Origin of the sequence: Acetomicrobium hydrogeniformans ATCC BAA-1850 (genome assembly GCF_000160455.2) — a bacterium.
Taxonomy (GTDB): domain Bacteria; phylum Synergistota; class Synergistia; order Synergistales; family Acetomicrobiaceae; genus Acetomicrobium; species Acetomicrobium thermoterrenum.
Genome location: NZ_ACJX03000001.1, coordinates 1 through 17448, shown reverse-complemented (window position 1 = coordinate 17448; position 17448 = coordinate 1). Strand labels below are relative to the sequence as shown.

The 17448-nt window shown below is 44.1% G+C and carries 23 protein-coding genes; 16 read left to right on the top strand and 7 right to left on the bottom strand.

Going from position 1 to position 17448, the window contains the following annotated elements; all coding sequences use genetic code 11:
• Positions 1 to 8 precede the first annotated feature (8 nt).
• The 6 genes from HMPREF1705_RS00115 (at position 9) to HMPREF1705_RS00090 (ending at position 5369) form a co-directional block, all read left to right on the top strand.
• A complete protein-coding gene (locus HMPREF1705_RS00115; protein ID WP_009200774.1) occupies positions 9 to 1928 on the top strand; it encodes a GmrSD restriction endonuclease domain-containing protein in 1920 nt (639 codons plus the stop codon).
• Between the two features lie 180 nt (positions 1929 to 2108).
• Positions 2109 to 2369, top strand: a complete 261-nt coding sequence (locus tag HMPREF1705_RS00110; RefSeq protein ID WP_009200775.1) for a UPF0175 family protein — start codon at positions 2109 to 2111, stop codon at positions 2367 to 2369.
• A gap of 262 nt (positions 2370 to 2631) precedes the next feature.
• A complete protein-coding gene (locus HMPREF1705_RS00105) occupies positions 2632 to 3624 on the top strand; it encodes an Rpn family recombination-promoting nuclease/putative transposase (protein WP_009200776.1) in 993 nt (330 codons plus the stop codon).
• Positions 3625 to 3860: 236 nt separating this feature from the next.
• Positions 3861 to 4457 (top strand): Panacea domain-containing protein, encoded by a 597-nt coding sequence (locus tag HMPREF1705_RS00100; protein ID WP_040347891.1) that lies wholly within the window; start codon positions 3861 to 3863, stop codon positions 4455 to 4457.
• Positions 4458 to 4477: 20 nt separating this feature from the next.
• A complete protein-coding gene (locus HMPREF1705_RS00095; protein WP_009200778.1) occupies positions 4478 to 4960 on the top strand; it encodes a hypothetical protein in 483 nt (160 codons plus the stop codon).
• Between the two features lie 160 nt (positions 4961 to 5120).
• Entirely contained in the window at positions 5121 to 5369 is a 249-nt protein-coding gene (locus tag HMPREF1705_RS00090; protein ID WP_009200779.1) for a type II toxin-antitoxin system HicB family antitoxin, read from the top strand.
• Between the two features lie 129 nt (positions 5370 to 5498).
• Here the strand turns inward: HMPREF1705_RS00090 and HMPREF1705_RS00085 are convergent, their stop codons facing one another.
• Together HMPREF1705_RS00085 and HMPREF1705_RS00080 are read right to left on the bottom strand one after the other, a co-directional pair.
• Positions 5499 to 5771, bottom strand: coding sequence for a type II toxin-antitoxin system YafQ family toxin (locus HMPREF1705_RS00085; protein WP_009200780.1), 273 nt, complete (start codon positions 5769 to 5771; stop codon positions 5499 to 5501).
• Complete coding sequence (locus HMPREF1705_RS00080) at positions 5772 to 6044, bottom strand: type II toxin-antitoxin system RelB/DinJ family antitoxin (protein ID WP_242603483.1); 273 nt, start codon at positions 6042 to 6044, stop codon at positions 5772 to 5774.
• 134 nt (positions 6045 to 6178) lie between these two features.
• Between HMPREF1705_RS00080 and HMPREF1705_RS00075 the strand changes: the two genes are divergently transcribed.
• Positions 6179 to 6886 carry a B3/B4 domain-containing protein gene (locus HMPREF1705_RS00075; protein WP_057940605.1) on the top strand — a complete coding sequence of 236 codons (708 nt, stop codon included), beginning with the start codon at positions 6179 to 6181 and terminating at the stop codon, positions 6884 to 6886.
• A 66-nt stretch (positions 6887 to 6952) separates the two neighbouring features.
• On the opposite strand, the gene HMPREF1705_RS00070 is transcribed toward HMPREF1705_RS00075, so the two are convergent.
• A complete protein-coding gene (locus tag HMPREF1705_RS00070) occupies positions 6953 to 7318 on the bottom strand; it encodes an ArsR/SmtB family transcription factor (protein WP_009200783.1) in 366 nt (121 codons plus the stop codon).
• 285 nt (positions 7319 to 7603) lie between these two features.
• On the opposite strand from HMPREF1705_RS00070, the gene HMPREF1705_RS00065 reads away from it, so the two are divergent.
• Positions 7604 to 7825, top strand: a complete 222-nt coding sequence (locus tag HMPREF1705_RS00065; protein WP_057940604.1) for a cation transporter — start codon at positions 7604 to 7606, stop codon at positions 7823 to 7825.
• A gap of 2 nt (positions 7826 to 7827) precedes the next feature.
• Positions 7828 to 9690: a heavy metal translocating P-type ATPase gene (locus HMPREF1705_RS00060; protein ID WP_057940603.1), complete on the top strand. Its 1863-nt coding sequence runs from the start codon at positions 7828 to 7830 to the stop codon at positions 9688 to 9690.
• 127 nt (positions 9691 to 9817) lie between these two features.
• On the opposite strand, the gene HMPREF1705_RS00055 is transcribed toward HMPREF1705_RS00060, so the two are convergent.
• From HMPREF1705_RS00055 to HMPREF1705_RS00045, 3 genes are all read right to left on the bottom strand, one after another.
• Positions 9818 to 10978, bottom strand: coding sequence for an ATP-binding protein (locus HMPREF1705_RS00055; RefSeq protein ID WP_009200812.1), 1161 nt, complete (start codon positions 10976 to 10978; stop codon positions 9818 to 9820).
• Between the two features lie 552 nt (positions 10979 to 11530).
• Positions 11531 to 12118 (bottom strand): nucleotidyltransferase family protein, encoded by a 588-nt coding sequence (locus HMPREF1705_RS00050; RefSeq protein ID WP_009200813.1) that lies wholly within the window; start codon positions 12116 to 12118, stop codon positions 11531 to 11533.
• Entirely contained in the window at positions 12103 to 12339 is a 237-nt protein-coding gene (locus HMPREF1705_RS00045; RefSeq protein WP_009200814.1) for a hypothetical protein, read from the bottom strand. The genes HMPREF1705_RS00050 and HMPREF1705_RS00045 overlap by 16 nt, the downstream gene beginning before the upstream one ends.
• A gap of 371 nt (positions 12340 to 12710) precedes the next feature.
• Between HMPREF1705_RS00045 and HMPREF1705_RS00035 the strand changes: the two genes are divergently transcribed.
• From HMPREF1705_RS00035 to hepT, 6 genes are all read left to right on the top strand, one after another.
• Positions 12711 to 12977, top strand: coding sequence for an AbrB/MazE/SpoVT family DNA-binding domain-containing protein (locus HMPREF1705_RS00035; protein ID WP_009200816.1), 267 nt, complete (start codon positions 12711 to 12713; stop codon positions 12975 to 12977).
• Positions 12978 to 13559: 582 nt separating this feature from the next.
• Entirely contained in the window at positions 13560 to 14429 is an 870-nt protein-coding gene (locus HMPREF1705_RS00030; protein WP_009200817.1) for a hypothetical protein, read from the top strand.
• A 24-nt stretch (positions 14430 to 14453) separates the two neighbouring features.
• Positions 14454 to 14633 carry a glyoxalase gene (locus HMPREF1705_RS10965; protein WP_009200799.1) on the top strand — a complete coding sequence of 60 codons (180 nt, stop codon included), beginning with the start codon at positions 14454 to 14456 and terminating at the stop codon, positions 14631 to 14633.
• Between the two features lie 106 nt (positions 14634 to 14739).
• Positions 14740 to 14910 (top strand): transporter, encoded by a 171-nt coding sequence (locus HMPREF1705_RS11215; protein WP_083489933.1) that lies wholly within the window; start codon positions 14740 to 14742, stop codon positions 14908 to 14910.
• Positions 14911 to 15044: 134 nt separating this feature from the next.
• Positions 15045 to 15449, top strand: a complete 405-nt coding sequence (mntA, locus tag HMPREF1705_RS00020; protein ID WP_009200800.1) for a type VII toxin-antitoxin system MntA family adenylyltransferase antitoxin — start codon at positions 15045 to 15047, stop codon at positions 15447 to 15449.
• Entirely contained in the window at positions 15442 to 15858 is a 417-nt protein-coding gene (gene hepT / locus HMPREF1705_RS00015; protein WP_009200819.1) for a type VII toxin-antitoxin system HepT family RNase toxin, read from the top strand. Before mntA ends, hepT begins: the two co-directional genes overlap by 8 nt.
• 347 nt (positions 15859 to 16205) lie before the next feature.
• Here hepT and cmr6 read toward each other — a convergent pair whose 3' ends face one another.
• Complete coding sequence (cmr6, locus tag HMPREF1705_RS00010; protein WP_131725243.1) at positions 16206 to 16724, bottom strand: type III-B CRISPR module RAMP protein Cmr6; 519 nt, start codon at positions 16722 to 16724, stop codon at positions 16206 to 16208.
• 342 nt (positions 16725 to 17066) lie between these two features.
• Between cmr6 and HMPREF1705_RS00005 the strand changes: the two genes are divergently transcribed.
• On the top strand, positions 17067 to 17448 hold a 382-nt coding region (locus HMPREF1705_RS00005), incomplete at its 3' end, for a 3-methyl-2-oxobutanoate hydroxymethyltransferase (protein ID WP_131725242.1).

Here is a 17448-nt window from a genome sequence, read left to right as displayed (position 1 = left end):
CCTGCAGCATGAAAATCAGTACTATTCTAGATAATATCGATTTGGGCAGTATTGCACTGCCGGAATTTCAAAGGGGTTACGTTTGGAACCGCAATCAGGTGCGCAAATTTATGCAGTCTCTTTATCGCCGGTATCCGGTGGGCAGTTTATTGGTCTGGCTTACCCCAGCTGATACTGCCGCCTATAGGGGCAGCGATGGTTTATCGCCTGGTATTGTTAAGCTTTTGCTGGATGGGCAGCAGCGAGTCACTACTTTGTATGGAATTATTCGGGGTAAACCACCGGCATTTTTCGAAGGGAATGCTCAAGTCTTTTTAGATTTATATTTTAATCTGGAAGAAGAAATTTTTGAGTTTTATATGCCTATAAAGATGCAGGGTAATCCTTTATGGGTAAATGTTACAGAAATTATGCAAAAAGGTATTATTAGTTTTTTGGAACGCATAAGTGGTGCTTCAGACTTATTAGACGACAAAATGAAGACTTACATTGGGCGACTGAATGCTGTTGAAAATATCAAAGAAATCGATTTGCATGTGGAAGAGGTTACCGGTGAAGATAAAACCATTGAGATAGTGGTTGATATTTTTAATATGGTAAATAGCGGCGGGACTAAATTATCCAAAGGCGACCTGGCCCTGGCAAAAATTTGTACTCTTTGGCCCGAAGCCAGAAAAACGATGCGCGATTATTTAGCGCAATGGAATAAAGCGGGTTTTAATTTTAGCTTAGAGTGGCTGCTGCGTAATGCCAATGCTATACTTACCGGCGAAGCTTTCTTTGATGCTCTGGAAAATGTAAGTGCTGCTGATTTTCAAAAAGGTTTGGCTGAGGCCAGAAATAACAGTAACTATTTATTGAATATGATTTCTGGCAGGCTTGGTTTAGACCACGACCGTGTTTTAGGCGGGCGCTATGCTTTTCCAGTAATGGCCAGGTATTTGTCCCTGCACGGCGGCAAAATAAGTGATGCTCGCGAACGCGACCGTCTTTTGTATTGGTATGTACATAGTTTTTTATGGGGGCGTTTTGCCGGTGCGACCGAAAGTACGCTAAGCAAAGATTTAAAAGTTTTAGAGCCAATTGACGGAGCCCTTGATCGCTTAATTGAACAGTTGCGGCTTTCTCGCGGTGATCTTACTGTTCGTCCGGAGAATTTTGCCGGTTGGAGTTTAGGCGCAAGGTTTTATCCTATGGTTTATTTACTTACCAGAGTTTATAATGCTCTGGATTGGGGCAGCGGTGTGCCTCTTTCGGCCAATTTACTGGGTAAACTTAATGCGCTGCAGATTCATCATATTTTCCCTAAATCTTTACTTTACGATTACGGTTACTCAAAAGCAGAAGTAAACGCTATAGCCAATTACTGTTTCTTGACGCAGGACACAAATCTTAAAATAAGTAATACCAAACCTGAAATATATTTGCCAGAGGTAGAAAAAAGATTCCCCGGAGCTTTAGCTTCACAGTGGGTGCCTGCAGACCCCCAGCTTTGGAAAATGGAAAATTATACTGCCTTTTTGGCTGAAAGGCGAAAATTACTTGCCGAAGCGGCCAACCGCTTTTTGGATGAGCTTTTAACTGGTTCTGCCGCTATACCGGCGATGATTGATTATTCGCAAGCTTTGGCTGTTTCCGAAAGGACTCAGCTAATAAGCGGGGATACTCAGGAGTTGATAGACTGGATTAAAGAAAATCATTTGCCTGACCCGGAGATATATTATGAGATTGCTGATGCCCATGGTGAGGTGCTTACCATAGCAGACCTTGCCTGGCCAGATGGGGTGCAAAAGGGGTACAGCGAGCCGGTTGCACTTTTGTTAGAAGAAGATAAGAAGCAGGCAGATATCTTAAGCCAAGCAGGTTATCATGTTTATTTAAGTATCAAAAGCCTTAAAAAGTACCTCAACCAAATCATCGGCACCTAAGCCTTGAGCGTGTAGTAGGGGTAATAAAGGAAGCAGGCTAAGTAACGTAAGGATGGAAAGGCCAGGTGCAGCTAAATGAACGGTAGGCCCTGATAGTGATTTTATTCTTGTGAATGATATAATGTTAAACTAACATCAGGCCTCTTGCTGTTGAAGCAGCAAGCTTGAGGAGGTGTCACAATGTCTGGATTTGAATTAGAGTTACCCGATGATTTGGTCATGTCCATAAAACTTCCTAGAGAAGAGATACCCGCACGGCTAAAAAGAGAGCTTGCCTTAAGGTTATATGATAAAGGTCTTTTAAGTTTTGGAAAGGCTCGCGAGCTTGCAGGGATGACAAAGTGGGAGTTCTCCAAACTTTTAGGGGAAGAAGATATCTTGCGTCATTACGATCTTGAAGAGTTAAGCGAAGATCTAAAGGTTTTGGAGGAATTAGATTGACAGTATATGACCCCGGGGTCGGATCTTTAATCTTGAATTTTAGTTTAATAGTTTAACGATGCTGCCAAAAATGCTTAATTGTCTCTTTCGTATGTAAATGCCCAAGACATAATTTAGAGTAAAGATCAAGTTACCTTAGGTGTTCTTTTGTGATATCATTAGCAAGTAATGCAATATAGGCTTGCTTTTTTAGCAGGCATATTAATGTTATTTTAAGCTACTAAATTATATTGCCCAATTTCTTTTAAAGGAGGTTTCACCTTTGCTAAAAGACGACCTAACTCCTAAAGACCCCCACGACAGGCTTTTTAAAAGGGTAATGTCAGATGAAGCAAACGTAAGACAATTTATAAAGGAGTTCCTACCAAAAGACATTTCAAGCCAGATAGATTTAAAGGAAATGAAACTAATCCCCACCGAGAAAGTTAAAGGCTATAACAAGTACTACATGGACATAGCTGTAGAATGCTATATATCAGACACAAAAGGGCAGCTTTACTTCGTATTTGAACACAAGTCATACCCTGATCCCGGAGTTTTACTTCAAATACTAAGCTATATGACCGTAACGTGGGATGAACAGAGAAAGAAAAACGTACCACTTACACCTATAATTCCCGTAGTCATCTATCACGGCTCTTCAAGCTGGAACGTTACGACTCATTTTCAAGGACAGTTTCAAAATATTGGTGAATCCATAAAACCTTACATTCCTGAATTCAATTATGTACTAGTAGACCTAACCCAAATTCCTAACGACGAGATAGAACAAAAAGCAAAGTCCACACCCTTTTTGATGGCAAGTCTCCTTTTGATGAAGCTTGTAGCCTTACATGATATAGAAGGAATCATAAGGATAGCTGTTATAATAAAACTGTCCGAAGAAGAAAGGATAATACTGATCCTTTATTTATTCTACACTCTCGACGTAGACCAAGACACCATGCAACGGATAGTAAAAGAACTTGGAGGTGAAGAGCTTATGCCATCTTTTGCAGAAAAGCTGATAAAGCAAGGGGAAGAAAGAGGCAAAATAGAGGGCGAAAAAAGAGGCGAGATTAAAGGTACAATCATAGGTACAATCAAAGGAAAACAAGATCTGCTTATAAAGCTGTTGCGCAGAAAATTTGGCCTTTCGTCTTCTGACGAAAAGATAATCCGCTCCGTCACCGACGAAGCTAAACTCGACGCCGCGGCCGAAGCCATATTTGACGCCAAATCGAAGGAGGAAGTTTTAAAGCTGCTTGGGCAGTAAATAGACGAAACGAACTTGGCATAGATGCATGGTTAACCAGTGATGACTGGTTTCGCTTATTATTGTTTGGATTATAATTATATATGTTGGCAGAGGATATACTATGAGGGTATTGAAGCTTCCGGAGATAAACCTCGGTAATGATGAATTAAGTTAACACTGGCTATCCAACTTTCTATTGATTTACCTCTTAAATATAATCGTAATTGTATATGGGGGAGGGGGGATATAATAAAATGATCCCTTTTAGGAAGCAGAAGTTTGAGAATGCTGTAGCTTATTTTGCTTTTGAATTTAATAGGCGAAAGGGATATTATCCACGCCAAACTTGGATATATAAGTTTCTTGCACTTCTCGATTTTCGTTCGCTTAAAAAGACAGGTGTTCCATGTATTGGCTTGGAATATGATGCTATGAAATTTGGGCCCGTTCCAAATATTTTATACAATTCTCGCTCCTGTTTAAGATTTAAAAAGTTTAAATTTATCGAGACGGCTGACGGAGGATTTAGAGTTGAACCGGTAAGTAAGCCAAACCTTGATTATTTTGCTGACGATGAAATAGATTTAATGGAAGAGATTTTGGACGACTATACAAGGGATGGCGTCAATCTTGATAACCTAATAGCAAATGCTCACAAGGAGATCAAAGCTTGGAATAAAGCCTGGGATATTGCCATAGAATATGAAAGGGGCAGAATGCCAATGAGATATGAAGACGAATTTGATGATCTTTCTAAAAAGAGCGAGAATGAATTAACGCCCGAAGAGGAGTATTTTTTGGTTTACAAGGGCATGAAAGATATTGAAGAAGCAAAAAAAGCTATTTCTTAGTTTCCTGCCAGTGATTTGTCATGGATGTGGGCGATGTCTTTATCTGGGAACAATATCCTTATTCAATAGAAGAGACAAAGCGACGCTGGTTTATCTATCTGGGAGAGTATAAAGACAACCCGGATCCATTTGATGACACGTCTTCTGTTATGATAATTGCTCCAACCACAACTACTCAGACGCAATATTACGAGCCAGGCGAAAGGCGGGCGGAAAATCCATTCATTCGGTTTAGTCCGAATGAGGGGTTTGGTTTTACCGAAGAATGTATTTTAGATTTAGCTCATGGAGACTTAGTGATTCCCCAAGATATCTTTTTAGAGAACCTGGAGTCTCAAAAAATCCAAATTAAAGGTAAAATATCTGATCAAAAGCTTAGAGAAATCTATGATAAGATATATCATTCCAGAGGTTATTCGTTGATGTTAAAGCTCCAAATTCATGATAACCTAAACAAAGCCGGTATTTCCAACCTCCCCAAGCCAAAAAGGAGAAAAAGCTAGAATAATTACTTGCATTGGGATCGGATCTTTAATCTTGAATTTTCCGGCCGAATACCTTTAAAGGTGTAACGGTAAAGGTATAACGGGGGTTCCTGAAAATGCCAAGATTCAAAACTAAAGATGTGACCCCAGTTAGGTATTATTGAAGAGGTGTATTGAGATGATGAGTAAAACTCGAGCTTATAAAGTTATCTTCGAGCCTGCGGAAGAGGGCGGTTATACTGTGTATGTCCCTTCGCTTCCTGGGTGTATTAGCGAAGGTGATACCTACGAAGAAGCGCTTGCGAATGTGAAGGAAGCCATAAAAGGGTGGATAGAAGTTTCCGAGCAATTTGGCGATGAAATCCCGCAAAGCGATGTTATTGTCGATGTCGTAGAGATATCTCTTTCTGATGAGCAAACTGCCTAACCTTTCCGGAAAAGATGTAGCGAAAAAGTTGGAGGGATTTAGGGGTCGGATCATTAATCTTGAATTTTAGTTTAACAGGGTAGTACTGTTTGTTCCGATACGCCTGAATGAGGATAAAAGATCTTATTCCTATCGATCAAAAAGTTCAGAATGTGAACCTGTTGAAACTAAAAGCAGCTCTTTTGCTGTTTTTCTGTATATAAGAAGCCAATCGTTATCAATATGAATTTCTCGATACTTATTCCACTGCCCACGTAAAGAGTGATCTAAATAATGTGCTGGCAAAGCTTCTCCTTGGGCAAGGAGCGAAATCGCCTCTCGCAACTTCTCCAAATCTTTGCCCTGCCGTTTTATACGACGAATGTCCTTTTTGAACTGCGAAGAGTATCGAATATCTAACATTTAGAGCCCTAAATCTGCAAACGCATCTTCGATGGAACCTTTGGATATTCCGCCTCCTTGTTCAAGCTCGACCATTGCCTTTCTCGTTCTGGCGTTTGGCACCTCTAGATCGAAGGGAAATCGACCGTCTTCGGCTATTCGAACCAATAGCAAGCGAACGGCATCAGAGACCGAAAGGCCCATTCTGTCCAGCGCTTTTGATGCTCGCTCTTTTGTGTCGCTGTCTATTCTTACCCGAATTGACGAATCGCAAACGCGCCTCAATTCAAACACCTCCTGTTTGTGATAACATTGTAGCCATATTACTTTTGATCGTCAAGGGGAAACAGTATATGTTGCAAAAACTTAGCGATTCCGTTAAAAGAGAATTCCCGCTTTCATCTGCGAACTTCTAATAGGAGGAAATCATGAAGATCACAATAGCTCCGGAGATATTGAAAAATTATCCCGGCACCCATATTGGTTGGCTTTATGCTCACGTGGTAGTAGAGACAAGAAATGACTACGTAGAAGCCTTCAAGCCAAAGCTGCCACGGATCGTGCAGGAATACGGCTTATTTAAAACAGAGGAGCTGTCAAAACATCCGAGGATCGCAAACTGGAGGAAGATCTACAGCGACATGGGCGTTAAACCCAACAGCTGCCGTTGCTCTTTGGAGGCGCTTTTGAGGCGCGTCATCAAGGGCGAAAGTCTTTGGAACGTTTCAAGCGTGGTCGATTGCTACAACTGTGTCTCCGTCATGACGCTGCTTCCCATGGGAGCTTATGATGTACATAAGCTTAGAGGCGACCTCACGCTGAGGTATGGCAAAACAGGTGAGATATTTCTTCCCCTCGGTTCAAATGATGAAATTACCGTCAAAGACACCCACATCGTCTATGCCGACGAGGAAAAGATTTGCTGTTGGCTGTGGAATCACCGCGACAGCAGGTTATGCGCCGTGACTCAAGAAACAAAAAGTGCGCTCTTTTTCGTCGATGCAGCCCAGGAATCCGACGCACCGGAAGTAGAAAAAGCTTTAGACCTGCTTTCATGCCATCTTGAGGCAATTGGATGCAAGGTTAGGGCGAAGGGAATCCTAAACAAAGCTACGCCACAGGCGCTGGACGTATAAAAGCACCGGGGTCATATCCGACCCCGGGACCTTAAAATTCAAGATTAAAGATCCGACCTCGGGAATTTAGTCTTTTTTCTCGCGGATGTGTTCGAGGCCCTTCTCGAATATTTGTTTGACGTGGTCGTCGGCGAGGGAGTAGAACACGTTTTTCCCCTCGCGCCTGTTTTTTACGAGGTTTGCCTCCCGAAGCGAGCGCAGCTGGTGGGAGACGGCAGACTTCGTCATGCCCAAAAGCACGGCCAGGTCGCAGACGCACATCTCGCTTTCATCGAGGGCCCACATAATTTTTGCCCTCGTGCTGTCGCCCAGGACCTTGAAGAAATCCGATAAATCGTAAAGCTCCCTTTCGTCGGGCAGTTTTTTTCTGACTGCGTCGACCACCTCCTCGTGGATGACGTCGCAGTCGCAGACCATTTCGTCCTTTTTCATGCCCTTGCCTCCGATTGACTAAAATTTAGCTAGTAACGTCAATCAAAAAGATGTAATGCCCCTGCAAGTATCGGTCGATTGTATTCTATCATTAACCCGAGCGTTGAAAAAGCGGATATTTTCGCCATGTTTCGACGTTTCTTGCACGTTTCCGCCGATATTTTCTTAAAAAAGACCTTACGACCTTGACGGTTGAACGATCACTCAACTATAATTGCCTTGACAGTTGAAGAGACGTTCAATTGTAAAGCCAAAAAACGTTTAGCCTAAAAAGGAGGCGTCGGCATGAAAAGGGCATTTAAGCTCGAGGGACTAAACTGCGTAAACTGCGCGGAAAAGATAGAAAGGGAGATCAAAGCTTTGGAGGGCGTCAACTTTGCATCCGTAAATTTCATGACCACTAAGATGGTCATCGAAGGTGACGATTCAAGATTTGACGAAATCGTCAAAGCAGCACAGGGGATTGTTGCAAGATACGAGCCGGACGTGGTGGTAAAGAAGGCCTAACGATGCCTATTTCGCCGCACCAAAAGAGGATCGCTGAGATAGTCATAGGGTTGGGGCTTTTCCTTTTTGCCCTATTACTGGAAGCTGAAAACACAGCCCGGCTGTTGCTTTTTTTAGCTGCCTACGCGGTAGCCGGCGGCGACGTGATTTTACGGGCGGCAAGAAACATCTCGCGCAGGCAGATCTTCGACGAAAACTTCCTGATGAGCGTTGCCACGATCGGGGCCTTCTGCATCGGACAGTACAGCGAAGCTGTCGCCGTGATGCTTTTTTACAAGATCGGCATGCTATTTCAAGACAGAGCAGTGGACAAGTCGCGAAGATCCATCGCCGAGCTCATGAACATACGCCCCGATTATGCAAACATTAAAATAGGCAACGTTATAGATCGCGTCGATCCCGACGAAGTAAACATTGGCGACGTCATTGTCATAAAACCGGGAGAGAAGGTGCCCTTAGACTGCGTGGTCATGGAGGGTAGCTCAAGCCTTGATACCTCGCCTCTGACCGGTGAATCGATGCCCAAAGCTGTACGCGAAGGCGACGAACTGCTAAGCGGGTCCGTCAATTTAAACGGCCTGCTCGTCGCACGGGTCAAAAAGGTATTCAGCGAATCGACGGCATCAAAAATCCTGGATTTAGTCGAAAACGCCTCCGCCAAAAAGTCAAAACATGAGAACTTCATCACCAAGTTTGCCCGCTTTTATACGCCTGCCGTGGTGGGCGGAGCGGCGTTCATAGCCGTCGTCCCGCCTCTAGCGCTTGGAGGCGCGGCATTTGGCGACTGGATCTATAGGGCACTGGTCTTTCTCGTAATTTCATGCCCTTGCGCGCTGGTGATCTCCATACCCTTGAGCTTCTTTGGCGGGCTTGGCGCTGCGGCAAGAAAGGGCATCCTCGTGAAGGGAAGCAACTACTTGGAAGCGCTGGCCGATGCGGAAGTTGCCGTCTTCGACAAAACCGGCACGCTCACCAAAGGGACTTTCAAGGTACAAGAAGTCGTCTCACAAGACATGTATAATAATGAAGAAATTTTAAAGTTCGCCGCCTGCGCCGAAAGCTTTTCAAATCATCCCATTTCCCTTTCGATCAGGCGGGCATATGGCAAAGAAGTCGATGCCGCACTCATTTCAAACGTCAAAGAAATCCCTGGGCAGGGCGTCACCGCCACCGTCGACGGCCGCTTCGTTGCGGCGGGAAACGCCAAGATGATGCAGATGCTTGACATATCCATATCAGCCGAAGACCTTGTCGACGCTGCAACGGTGGTGCACGTCGCGGTCGACGGCGAATACAAAGGCTATATCGTAATAGGAGACGCTATCAAGGAAGACGCAACCAAAGCCGTCAGCGAGCTGAAGGCCCAAAAGGTAAAAAAGGTCGTAATGCTCACGGGTGATGCAAAGTCCGTAGCTGAAAGCGTGGCCTCTCATCTTGGCATCGACGAGGCCTACGGCGGGCTGCTTCCCGCGGATAAGGTGCAAAAGGTGGAGGATCTCATGGCGGGCAAATCCGCGAAGGGAAAGCTCATCTTCGTCGGAGACGGCATAAATGACGCTCCCGTGCTGGCGCGGGCGGATGTGGGCATCGCCATGGGAGGACTGGGGTCGGACGCCGCCATCGAGGCAGCCGACGTGGTCATAATGACGGACGAACCGTCAAAAGTCCCAGTCGCCATTAAAATAGCCAAGCGAACGCTTGGCATAGCCAGGCAAAACATCGCCATCGCCCTGGGCGTCAAAGGTGCCGTCTTAGCCCTTGGCGCCTTAGGGATAGCCACCATGTGGGCAGCAGTCTTTGCAGACGTGGGCGTCACACTGATAGCTGTCTTTAACGCAATAAGGGTATTGGGGTCACGTCTTTAATCTTGAATTTTAATTTAGCAGTTTAATTTTGTTTCAAAGGGGAAGCCTTGAGGGTGCTTGGGCAGTATGTTTTAAACAAAATCCTGTTTTGATTTGCAAACTCAAGGCCTTGTTTTCGCCGTTTCACTTAATACATCATCCCAAGCAGCCACATGGGAATCACGCCAGGCAGGGGCACGTCAAGGCCGTCTCTTACGACGAAATCTGCGGCTTTGCCCAATTTGCTCTTGCCGCCGACTTCCAAAGTTACGCCGTCGACGACAAAGTCGCAAATCCTTTCATCATCTGCTGCAAAGACGCTTCTACCTGCTTCTTCGAGCGAGCAGGCGACGAATGCCTCCCGCACGTTTGCCGTGTTTCCATTTAAGACATAGTAAGTCGACGGGTCGTAGAAAAAGAGCTTCGCTCCTCGAAGGTGAAGCTTGGAAGCCGCGCCTTTTCTTTCGATGACGCGAATAAGACATATACGCATCATTACTTCAATGAGATCGTATAGCTTTACCTTACCGACACCCCACTCGCGCGTTAGCGACTCCACGCTAATTACAGGAATTGGCGACATGGCAAGATGGCCAACTATTGCTTGCATGAGCCGAAGGTGGTTTTCCGAGATTTGTGGCGTCCAAAAGGGCACATCCGAGAACACCATTTTGTCCAGCACGTTTTTCAACCTCTCCGCGTAATGTCCCTCGAGGAAAAAAGGTCGAAGTCCTTGGCGCAAATATTCCCCGAAGGCCGCCAGTGGGTTTATGGCATTTATTACGCCCTGGACCGAGGGTATGTCTGGGTTGAATGGGTCGATCACGGGAAAGAGGCGATCGTGTTTTAGGGCGATGAATTCCCTGAACGAAAGAAGGGGAACCCTGATTTGAACGAACCTGCGCGATAGGTCGGAAACGCCACTTTCAAGCGATGCACTGCTGCTGTCAGTGGCCCAGATCCTTTTGCCGGGGAAGGCGTCGTAAAGCGCCTTTAGGTGCACGGCCCATTCGCGAGCGTAATGCACTTCGTCTACGATAACACCGTCGTAGCCGGCTCCGAAGGCCGCCTCGCATATATCCCACAGCTTAAAGGGCGCCACCAAGGGATTGTCCGCTGGGATGTAAAGCATTCCCTTCGACCTTGACAGCGCTAACGTCGTCTTTCCCACGCCCCTGGGGCCCAGCACAAGCAACCCCCTGGCCGACAGGTCAAGGGCGTCGAAATACGGTCGCAAACGCTTCGGCAAGTTTAAAACGAGGCGGGCCTGTATTTCTTGCAGTTTTGATAGCAAATCTTGCAAGGTCATGATATTCTCCTTTTCGTTCTGTCGTAGAACGATTTTATCATATATTTGTTCTTTTGCAAAACGAAAAATGCCATATATCTTAAAATACGTTTTTCAAAAGAACTAAATCAGTGGGGTTTAATGACCCTGCGGCTTACGTCTTCAGTACGCGTTCAATAAACTTTCTATGCACATTTCGTTTGTGGTATTTAAATAGAATAACGCCTATTGATAGAGTGTAAGGTGATCGTTCTATTTAATTAAATTACTATATTGAAATTCAAAACTAACGACCTGACCCTCGGGTATTTGCACTACTCAGACGGAGGAGCTGTCAAAACATCCGAGGATCGTAACTGGCGGAAGATTTACAGTGACATGAGCATAAAGCCTAGCAGTTATCGCTGTTCTTTGGAATCGTTTTAAGGCGCCTCATCAACGGCGAAAGTCTTTGAAACGTCTCAAGTGTTGTTGATTGCTATAGAAGTTTATGATGCGAATTATTAATAAAAACTGGGACTCAGCTTCACATGAATGTTGCGCGAAATGAAGTCATATCAGTATCTCCGGTTCCTACACATCTTTGAGCGGTCTAAGACCTTTGCTTTCTTTTAAGGCTTCTTTTAAAATGTCTTTTACGTCGTGTTCCTTAGCTGCCTTTTTTAAATAGTCGAAATCCATGTCTTCTGCATGCAGCGCTATGATTTTGACGGCCCATTCAAAGTCGCTTGAACTTTGCCAAAACTTGGCTGCAGACAGGCGGTCGATTATTAGGTCTTCTATGCCTATGATGTAGACATTTTTGCCGTCAATCTCTAGGACGGTCAATTTTTCCGGCGAACCGGCCAAGACCTCGTCAGGGATCTCGATAGCGACATCAAGTTCTGTGGAATACCAATGCCTTTCGCCCATCCTATGCATAAATCCCAAGTTTCCAAGCACCATCTTTACCTTTTCTCTGTCGCTTACCACTAAGTCGATATCCTTTGTAGCATAACCGCCTAAGGTGTAAAATTCCAGGGCGACTCCGCCGACCAAAATTGGCCTTATGCCTTCGGGCTCAAGAGCTTCCGTTAGCAAGGCAACCACTCCTAGAGCTTTGCGAAGTGGGTCGTTTTCTTTCTTTAAAGCATTAAGGATATTTTTTATTCCTTCGTCCATTTCATGCGATACCTCCGCGGGCCAAGCTTTTCGATCTCCCCGCTGGCCAAAGCCTTCTGCCAACGGTTATAGTCCAGCAAAAATAAAACGACGTTTTCTTCGGGATCACGTGCTTTTCTTAAGCGTAACGGCTTGCCTCTGTGGGCATCGCTTGCTACATGCAAGTGCAGGGACTGCTTTCGCATTTTTTCTATATACTCATCATAGTTTAATTTCCTCATTATTTTTAACGCCCTCCCAAAAAGTTAAGGCTTCCTTATTTGATTTTAACGGATATCCAGCCTTAATTCTTCTACGAAGTATAATCCCTCTGTTTGTTTTAGTTGCACGTGCCAAATCCCATATGAGATCTAAACTGGTTGCTTTTTTTATTTTATTATAACTCGAAACCAAGGAAACACATTCTCCATAATAATATAGCAGTAAAGTATAATAATGTATTACACCATAGCATATCGTTAAAATGGCATGCTGTAAACATAAAATTCAAAACTAAAGACTTGACCCCAAAGTTTTTTACTTGACAGGCAGAGTCCGTTGTATATAATTAAACCATCAATTAGTGGGATTTTCCCACTAAGGGGGGTAGAAGATGGCTGACACAAAAGAAGTGGCTGTAAGAATAGACGACAAAGGTCGCATTACTTTGCCCAGGAGCATGAGAAAGGCCTTGGGAGTAAAAGCGGGCGACACGTTGTTCTTCAAGTATGATCCGCAAAGTAACCGATTGCAGATAGCCCCTGCGGTGAGTCCTTTTGACGCCTTAGCTGAAGAAGCTGTCAAGGAGTATAAGGAAGGTCGTACTAGAACTATAGAAGAGTACGCCAAAGAAAAAGACATCCCTTTGGACGTCGAATGAACTTTGAACTGCATCCCGGAATCGATGCTTGATGGAGAAGTACCAGACTACGAAAGTTTTCTTGAAGAGCGTAGGCATTTGATGGCCATGCGCATCAAAAAGTGGTTTGAAACCTTGTGAATTAGAATCTTTAAACAAGATATATTGGACTGTTTTCTCATTCAATTCGAGTCAATTTGCTTCATTTTTCATGGGTGGCGAACAAACCTTGGTTTATGTCTGAATGCTAGGTTTTATTTTGAGCAGGAGTGATTTCTGAAAGATCAAGAGGTTTTTGATTTAGCACGTTGCTCTATAGAGTTCAGGATATCAAGCACCGATACAATGTTGAGCTCTTTCTGGAATGAAGGAACGAGCGGCATATTATGGTTTTGAAATCCACAACAAAAGCACAAGGAAATTGAGTTTGAAGTGGTCTGATATAAAGAGAAAGTGGGATAGTTGACCAAAAGATGCTCAATAATTTGCTCACTACTGGGAGCTGATCCACTTGGACGAACAGCGAACAGAAGGCAGAAAAATTATAGAATCGATTCCGCGATTTCCCCTAACTACAGGTCCTATGAATAGGAGTGGTTTGATTTGAGTGTCAAAAAACTTTTAGGTAATTTAAAGAAGATAGGCGGAAAAGGCAATGAAGGCTCAACTTCGCCGGACGATAGTTTTTCGACCTCTCAAGATTTGGGTGCCAAAGGAATACTTATCCGCGATCGTCTTTTGGGTCTGGGACAGGAAATGTTCCATGCTCAAAAAGAGTTTAACGCTTTTACAAAAGTTCCTGAAGCGGATGAACTGCTTAACGATATTGATGAACATCCTCATTTTTTCGTTCTTGCCTGCATCATGGACAGGCAGATTAAGTCGGAGCGGGCATGGTTGATTCCCTATCTTATCCATAAGAAAATCGGAGACTATTCATTTCAAGCACTTTCAGGTCTTTCTCTTTTGGAAATCCATAGGTTAATGTCAGAACCGGAGGCTCTCCATCGTTTCGTGGACATAATGAGCAGACTGTTTTATTTAGGAATCACCCGCATCAGAGATGTTTATGGCGGCGATGCTTCCCTGATATGGAAGGGGAAACCGTCAAGTGCGGAAGTAATTTATCGGTTTCTTGAGTTCGATGGAATCGGGCCCAAAATAGCAAGTATGGCGGCAAACATTCTGGCCCGAGAGTTCAAGGTTCCATTTGCTGATTATTATTCCATAGACATTTCCGCAGATGTTCATGTCAAGAGGGTCTTCGCACGACTGGGTTTTTGTAATCCAGACCCGACCGTAGAGCAGGTCGTTTATAAAGCAAGGGCTCTCTACCCACAGTTCCCAGGTATTTTTGATTTCTCCTGCTGGGAAATCGGGCGAAAGTGGTGTAAGCCGAAGAAGCCACTTTGTAACGAATGCAACATGAGGGATATTTGCCCATCGGCAAGCAATGCTCAATCTATACATTAACTAATTACAGGAGAGAGAAGAAAGATGACATATCCTTTCGAAAAGATCCATCACATCCGCATAGCCGTCGATGATATCGATGAGAAGGTAAAGAATTTTGAATCGATCGGCATAGGGATCAAGCTGTTTTTTGCAAGCCCTTTTTCTCCAGTTTTGCATCAGCTCGTCCCCAGTCGGCACCTTGAAACAGGAAACGTTTCATAAAACCACCGGACCGACCACCTTATTTTCGCCACCCAGTGGTCCAGTGAGTAGTGAGTACCTCAAATTGATAATAGTACGGGTTCTGGGGTCGGATCTTTAATCTTGAATTGATGGAGTAGGCGTACCAGATTCGCGTGAGAAAGTCTTCGGCATTGGCCCCGGTATCATGTATGGAGACAGGTCGAGCACCTACATTGTGAATTACTATTTCGAAGACGATGCGGAAAACAGGCCGGAGGGGGATAGGCTCGTTTTTAGATATATGAGCAGCTTTTAACAATCGCTTTAAGCTAGCCCCCAAGGCATTTACGAGGTTTTAAAGCTGCTTGAGCTGTTATAATATTTTTGCAAACACGAGCAAGACTTTAATTTATAATGTCCTTTTCGTGTCGAAAAAGGAAGGCGGTCATTATGAAAAAAGAAAACAAAAAGGAAATTGAAGCGAAACTACGCGACTTTTTTGCCATGCAAGACATAAAACTGGCCTTTCTGATTGGCTCTTACGCTATGGGGACAGCTAGGCCAGATAGCGATGTGGATATTGCCGTGCTTTTTGGAAGGCGCTTTAATGTCAAGCAAGTCTTAGACTTGAAAGAACAGCTCACTGAGTTAGTTGGAGTAGACGTAGACCTTGTAGTCCTTGATAGCGTCGGTCCGGTGATGAAGATGCAGGCGTTAAAAACGGGCATCTTATTGCATGCTGAAAAAGGAGCTTACGAGCAGTTTTTTGTTTCTACGGTAAATGAGTATGACGACTTAAAGTATTGCCGCAGGGAAATTGAAGAAAACATCCTAAGGAGGCGGCTTTATGCCTGACAAGGACATAGTTTTGGCGAAGGTTGCTACTATACAAAGGTGTCTTGACAGAATCCGTGACGTTACGGGGCTTGATCCCGAAAGCCTTGATGATATTGATAAGCAGGATATATTCGTCCTTAACCTGCAGCGTGCAATTCAAGCCTGCATAGACCTGGCGGCCCACGCTGTGGCATCGGAGTATTTAGGCCTTCCCGAAAGCGTCAGAGATAACTTCGTCATCTTAAAGGAAAGGGGAGTAATAGGCGCAGAGCTTGCCTCAAGAATGCTCAAAATGACAGGGTTTCGAAATATAGCGGTCTATAATTACCAAGCGCTCGACTTAAATATCTTAAAATCCATACTCGGAAATAATCTAAAAGACATTGAAGAATTTTATTCCACTCTTTTACAATATTGGCATTTCTAGTTCTAGGGACGGATCTTGAATGACGAATAAAGGGCAAGCAAGATGTGCTTATAAGACTATTGCGCCGCAAATTCGGCTTGTCATTTTCTGACGAAAAGTTGACCTGCTCCGTCACCGACAAATCTAAACTTTATGCCGCAGCCGAAGTTGTCCTTAGAGCCAAATCCTAGAATGATTAATTTAAAATATTAAACCCTACTGTTATTGATTAACCCCTATTGTACGCATCGTATATTTGATAAACATACAAATACCATTGAGCCCGCCCTCAACAGGCGCTGATCTCGGTGGCATTTGTGAAACCTAAAATCCTTTTTATGTTAACCTGTTAAATTAAAATTCAAGATTCAAGATCCGACCCCGGAACTTTTGAACCTGCCGTAACCGTAATTGGTCTTAGCGCCAATGCCTGATTCGCTGAGCATCTGCTTTAGGTGTTTTGATACATCGGCAAAAATTTCGTTGGGAAGCGTATTTTGCGTATTGTCTTTTAATAGCGTAAATCTGAATGTTCCTTCCGAGATCGTTATGTACGTAACGGGGACGGGGTTGTACCAATCGTTCGGAGGGTAGTCGGAGTTCATGTAATATGGCTTAAAGTGGTTGTTTACTATGTCAACGCCGAACTTTAAGTCGCTTTTTGGTATGGCCTCCAGGAATATCAGGCATCCTCGCACGTTTTCGGAATCTTCGCTTTCTTTTGTGTCTTCGCCAAAAAGGTCTTTAAAATGCTCGCCCAATAAGCCGTTATTTTTAAGATAATGTGCCAGGGAGCCCTTGATCGCACTGCTTGGGATTACGGGTATGCCGTAGTTTCTCGAAAACGTCATTCCGACTTCAATAATGGGTTTATGGCTAGCCTCCAAGGTCTATCACTATTATGTGGTTTTATGAGAGTAAACCCTGATAAATTGCTAGAACAATTTAAAACAGTTGAAGTACCTAAATGATTGTTGTTTGTAAGAACCAACCACCCTAAAAGATCACTTTACTATGAAACCAGAAAGATATATTTTTACATCTTGCTGTTGACAAAATAAATATTTTCATGCTATGCTATAGACGTAGCATATAGAGAAACATTGTAGCGTATATCGGCACAATCATTTTATTTGACATCAATTTTTTGGAGTGCATTCATTAAATTTTCAATTAAAAACCATGAAGCACGTAAATAAAACCACAAACGCACGAAAGGCGGGATCTACATGTCAAAGAAATCACGTCTCGACTTCATGAAGATGAAGGAAAAGGGAGAGCCCGTAGCATGGATAACTGCTTATGACTTTCCCACGGCATCCTTTGCCGAACAGGCAGGGATGGACATGATACTCGTAGGAGACAGCTTAGGGATGGTATTGCTTGGCTACAAGGGAACCGTACCTGTGACGATGGAAGAATGCATCACCTGCTGTAAGGCAGTACGAAGAGGTGCTCCTAATACTTTTTGCATAGGCGATATGCCCTTCATGTCATACCAGATATCCGACGAAGACGCCGTGTATAACGCAGGAAGGTTTTTAAAGGAAGCCGACATGGACGCCGTGAAACTTGAAGGCGGAAGAAGGGTCATAACGAGGATAAAGGCCA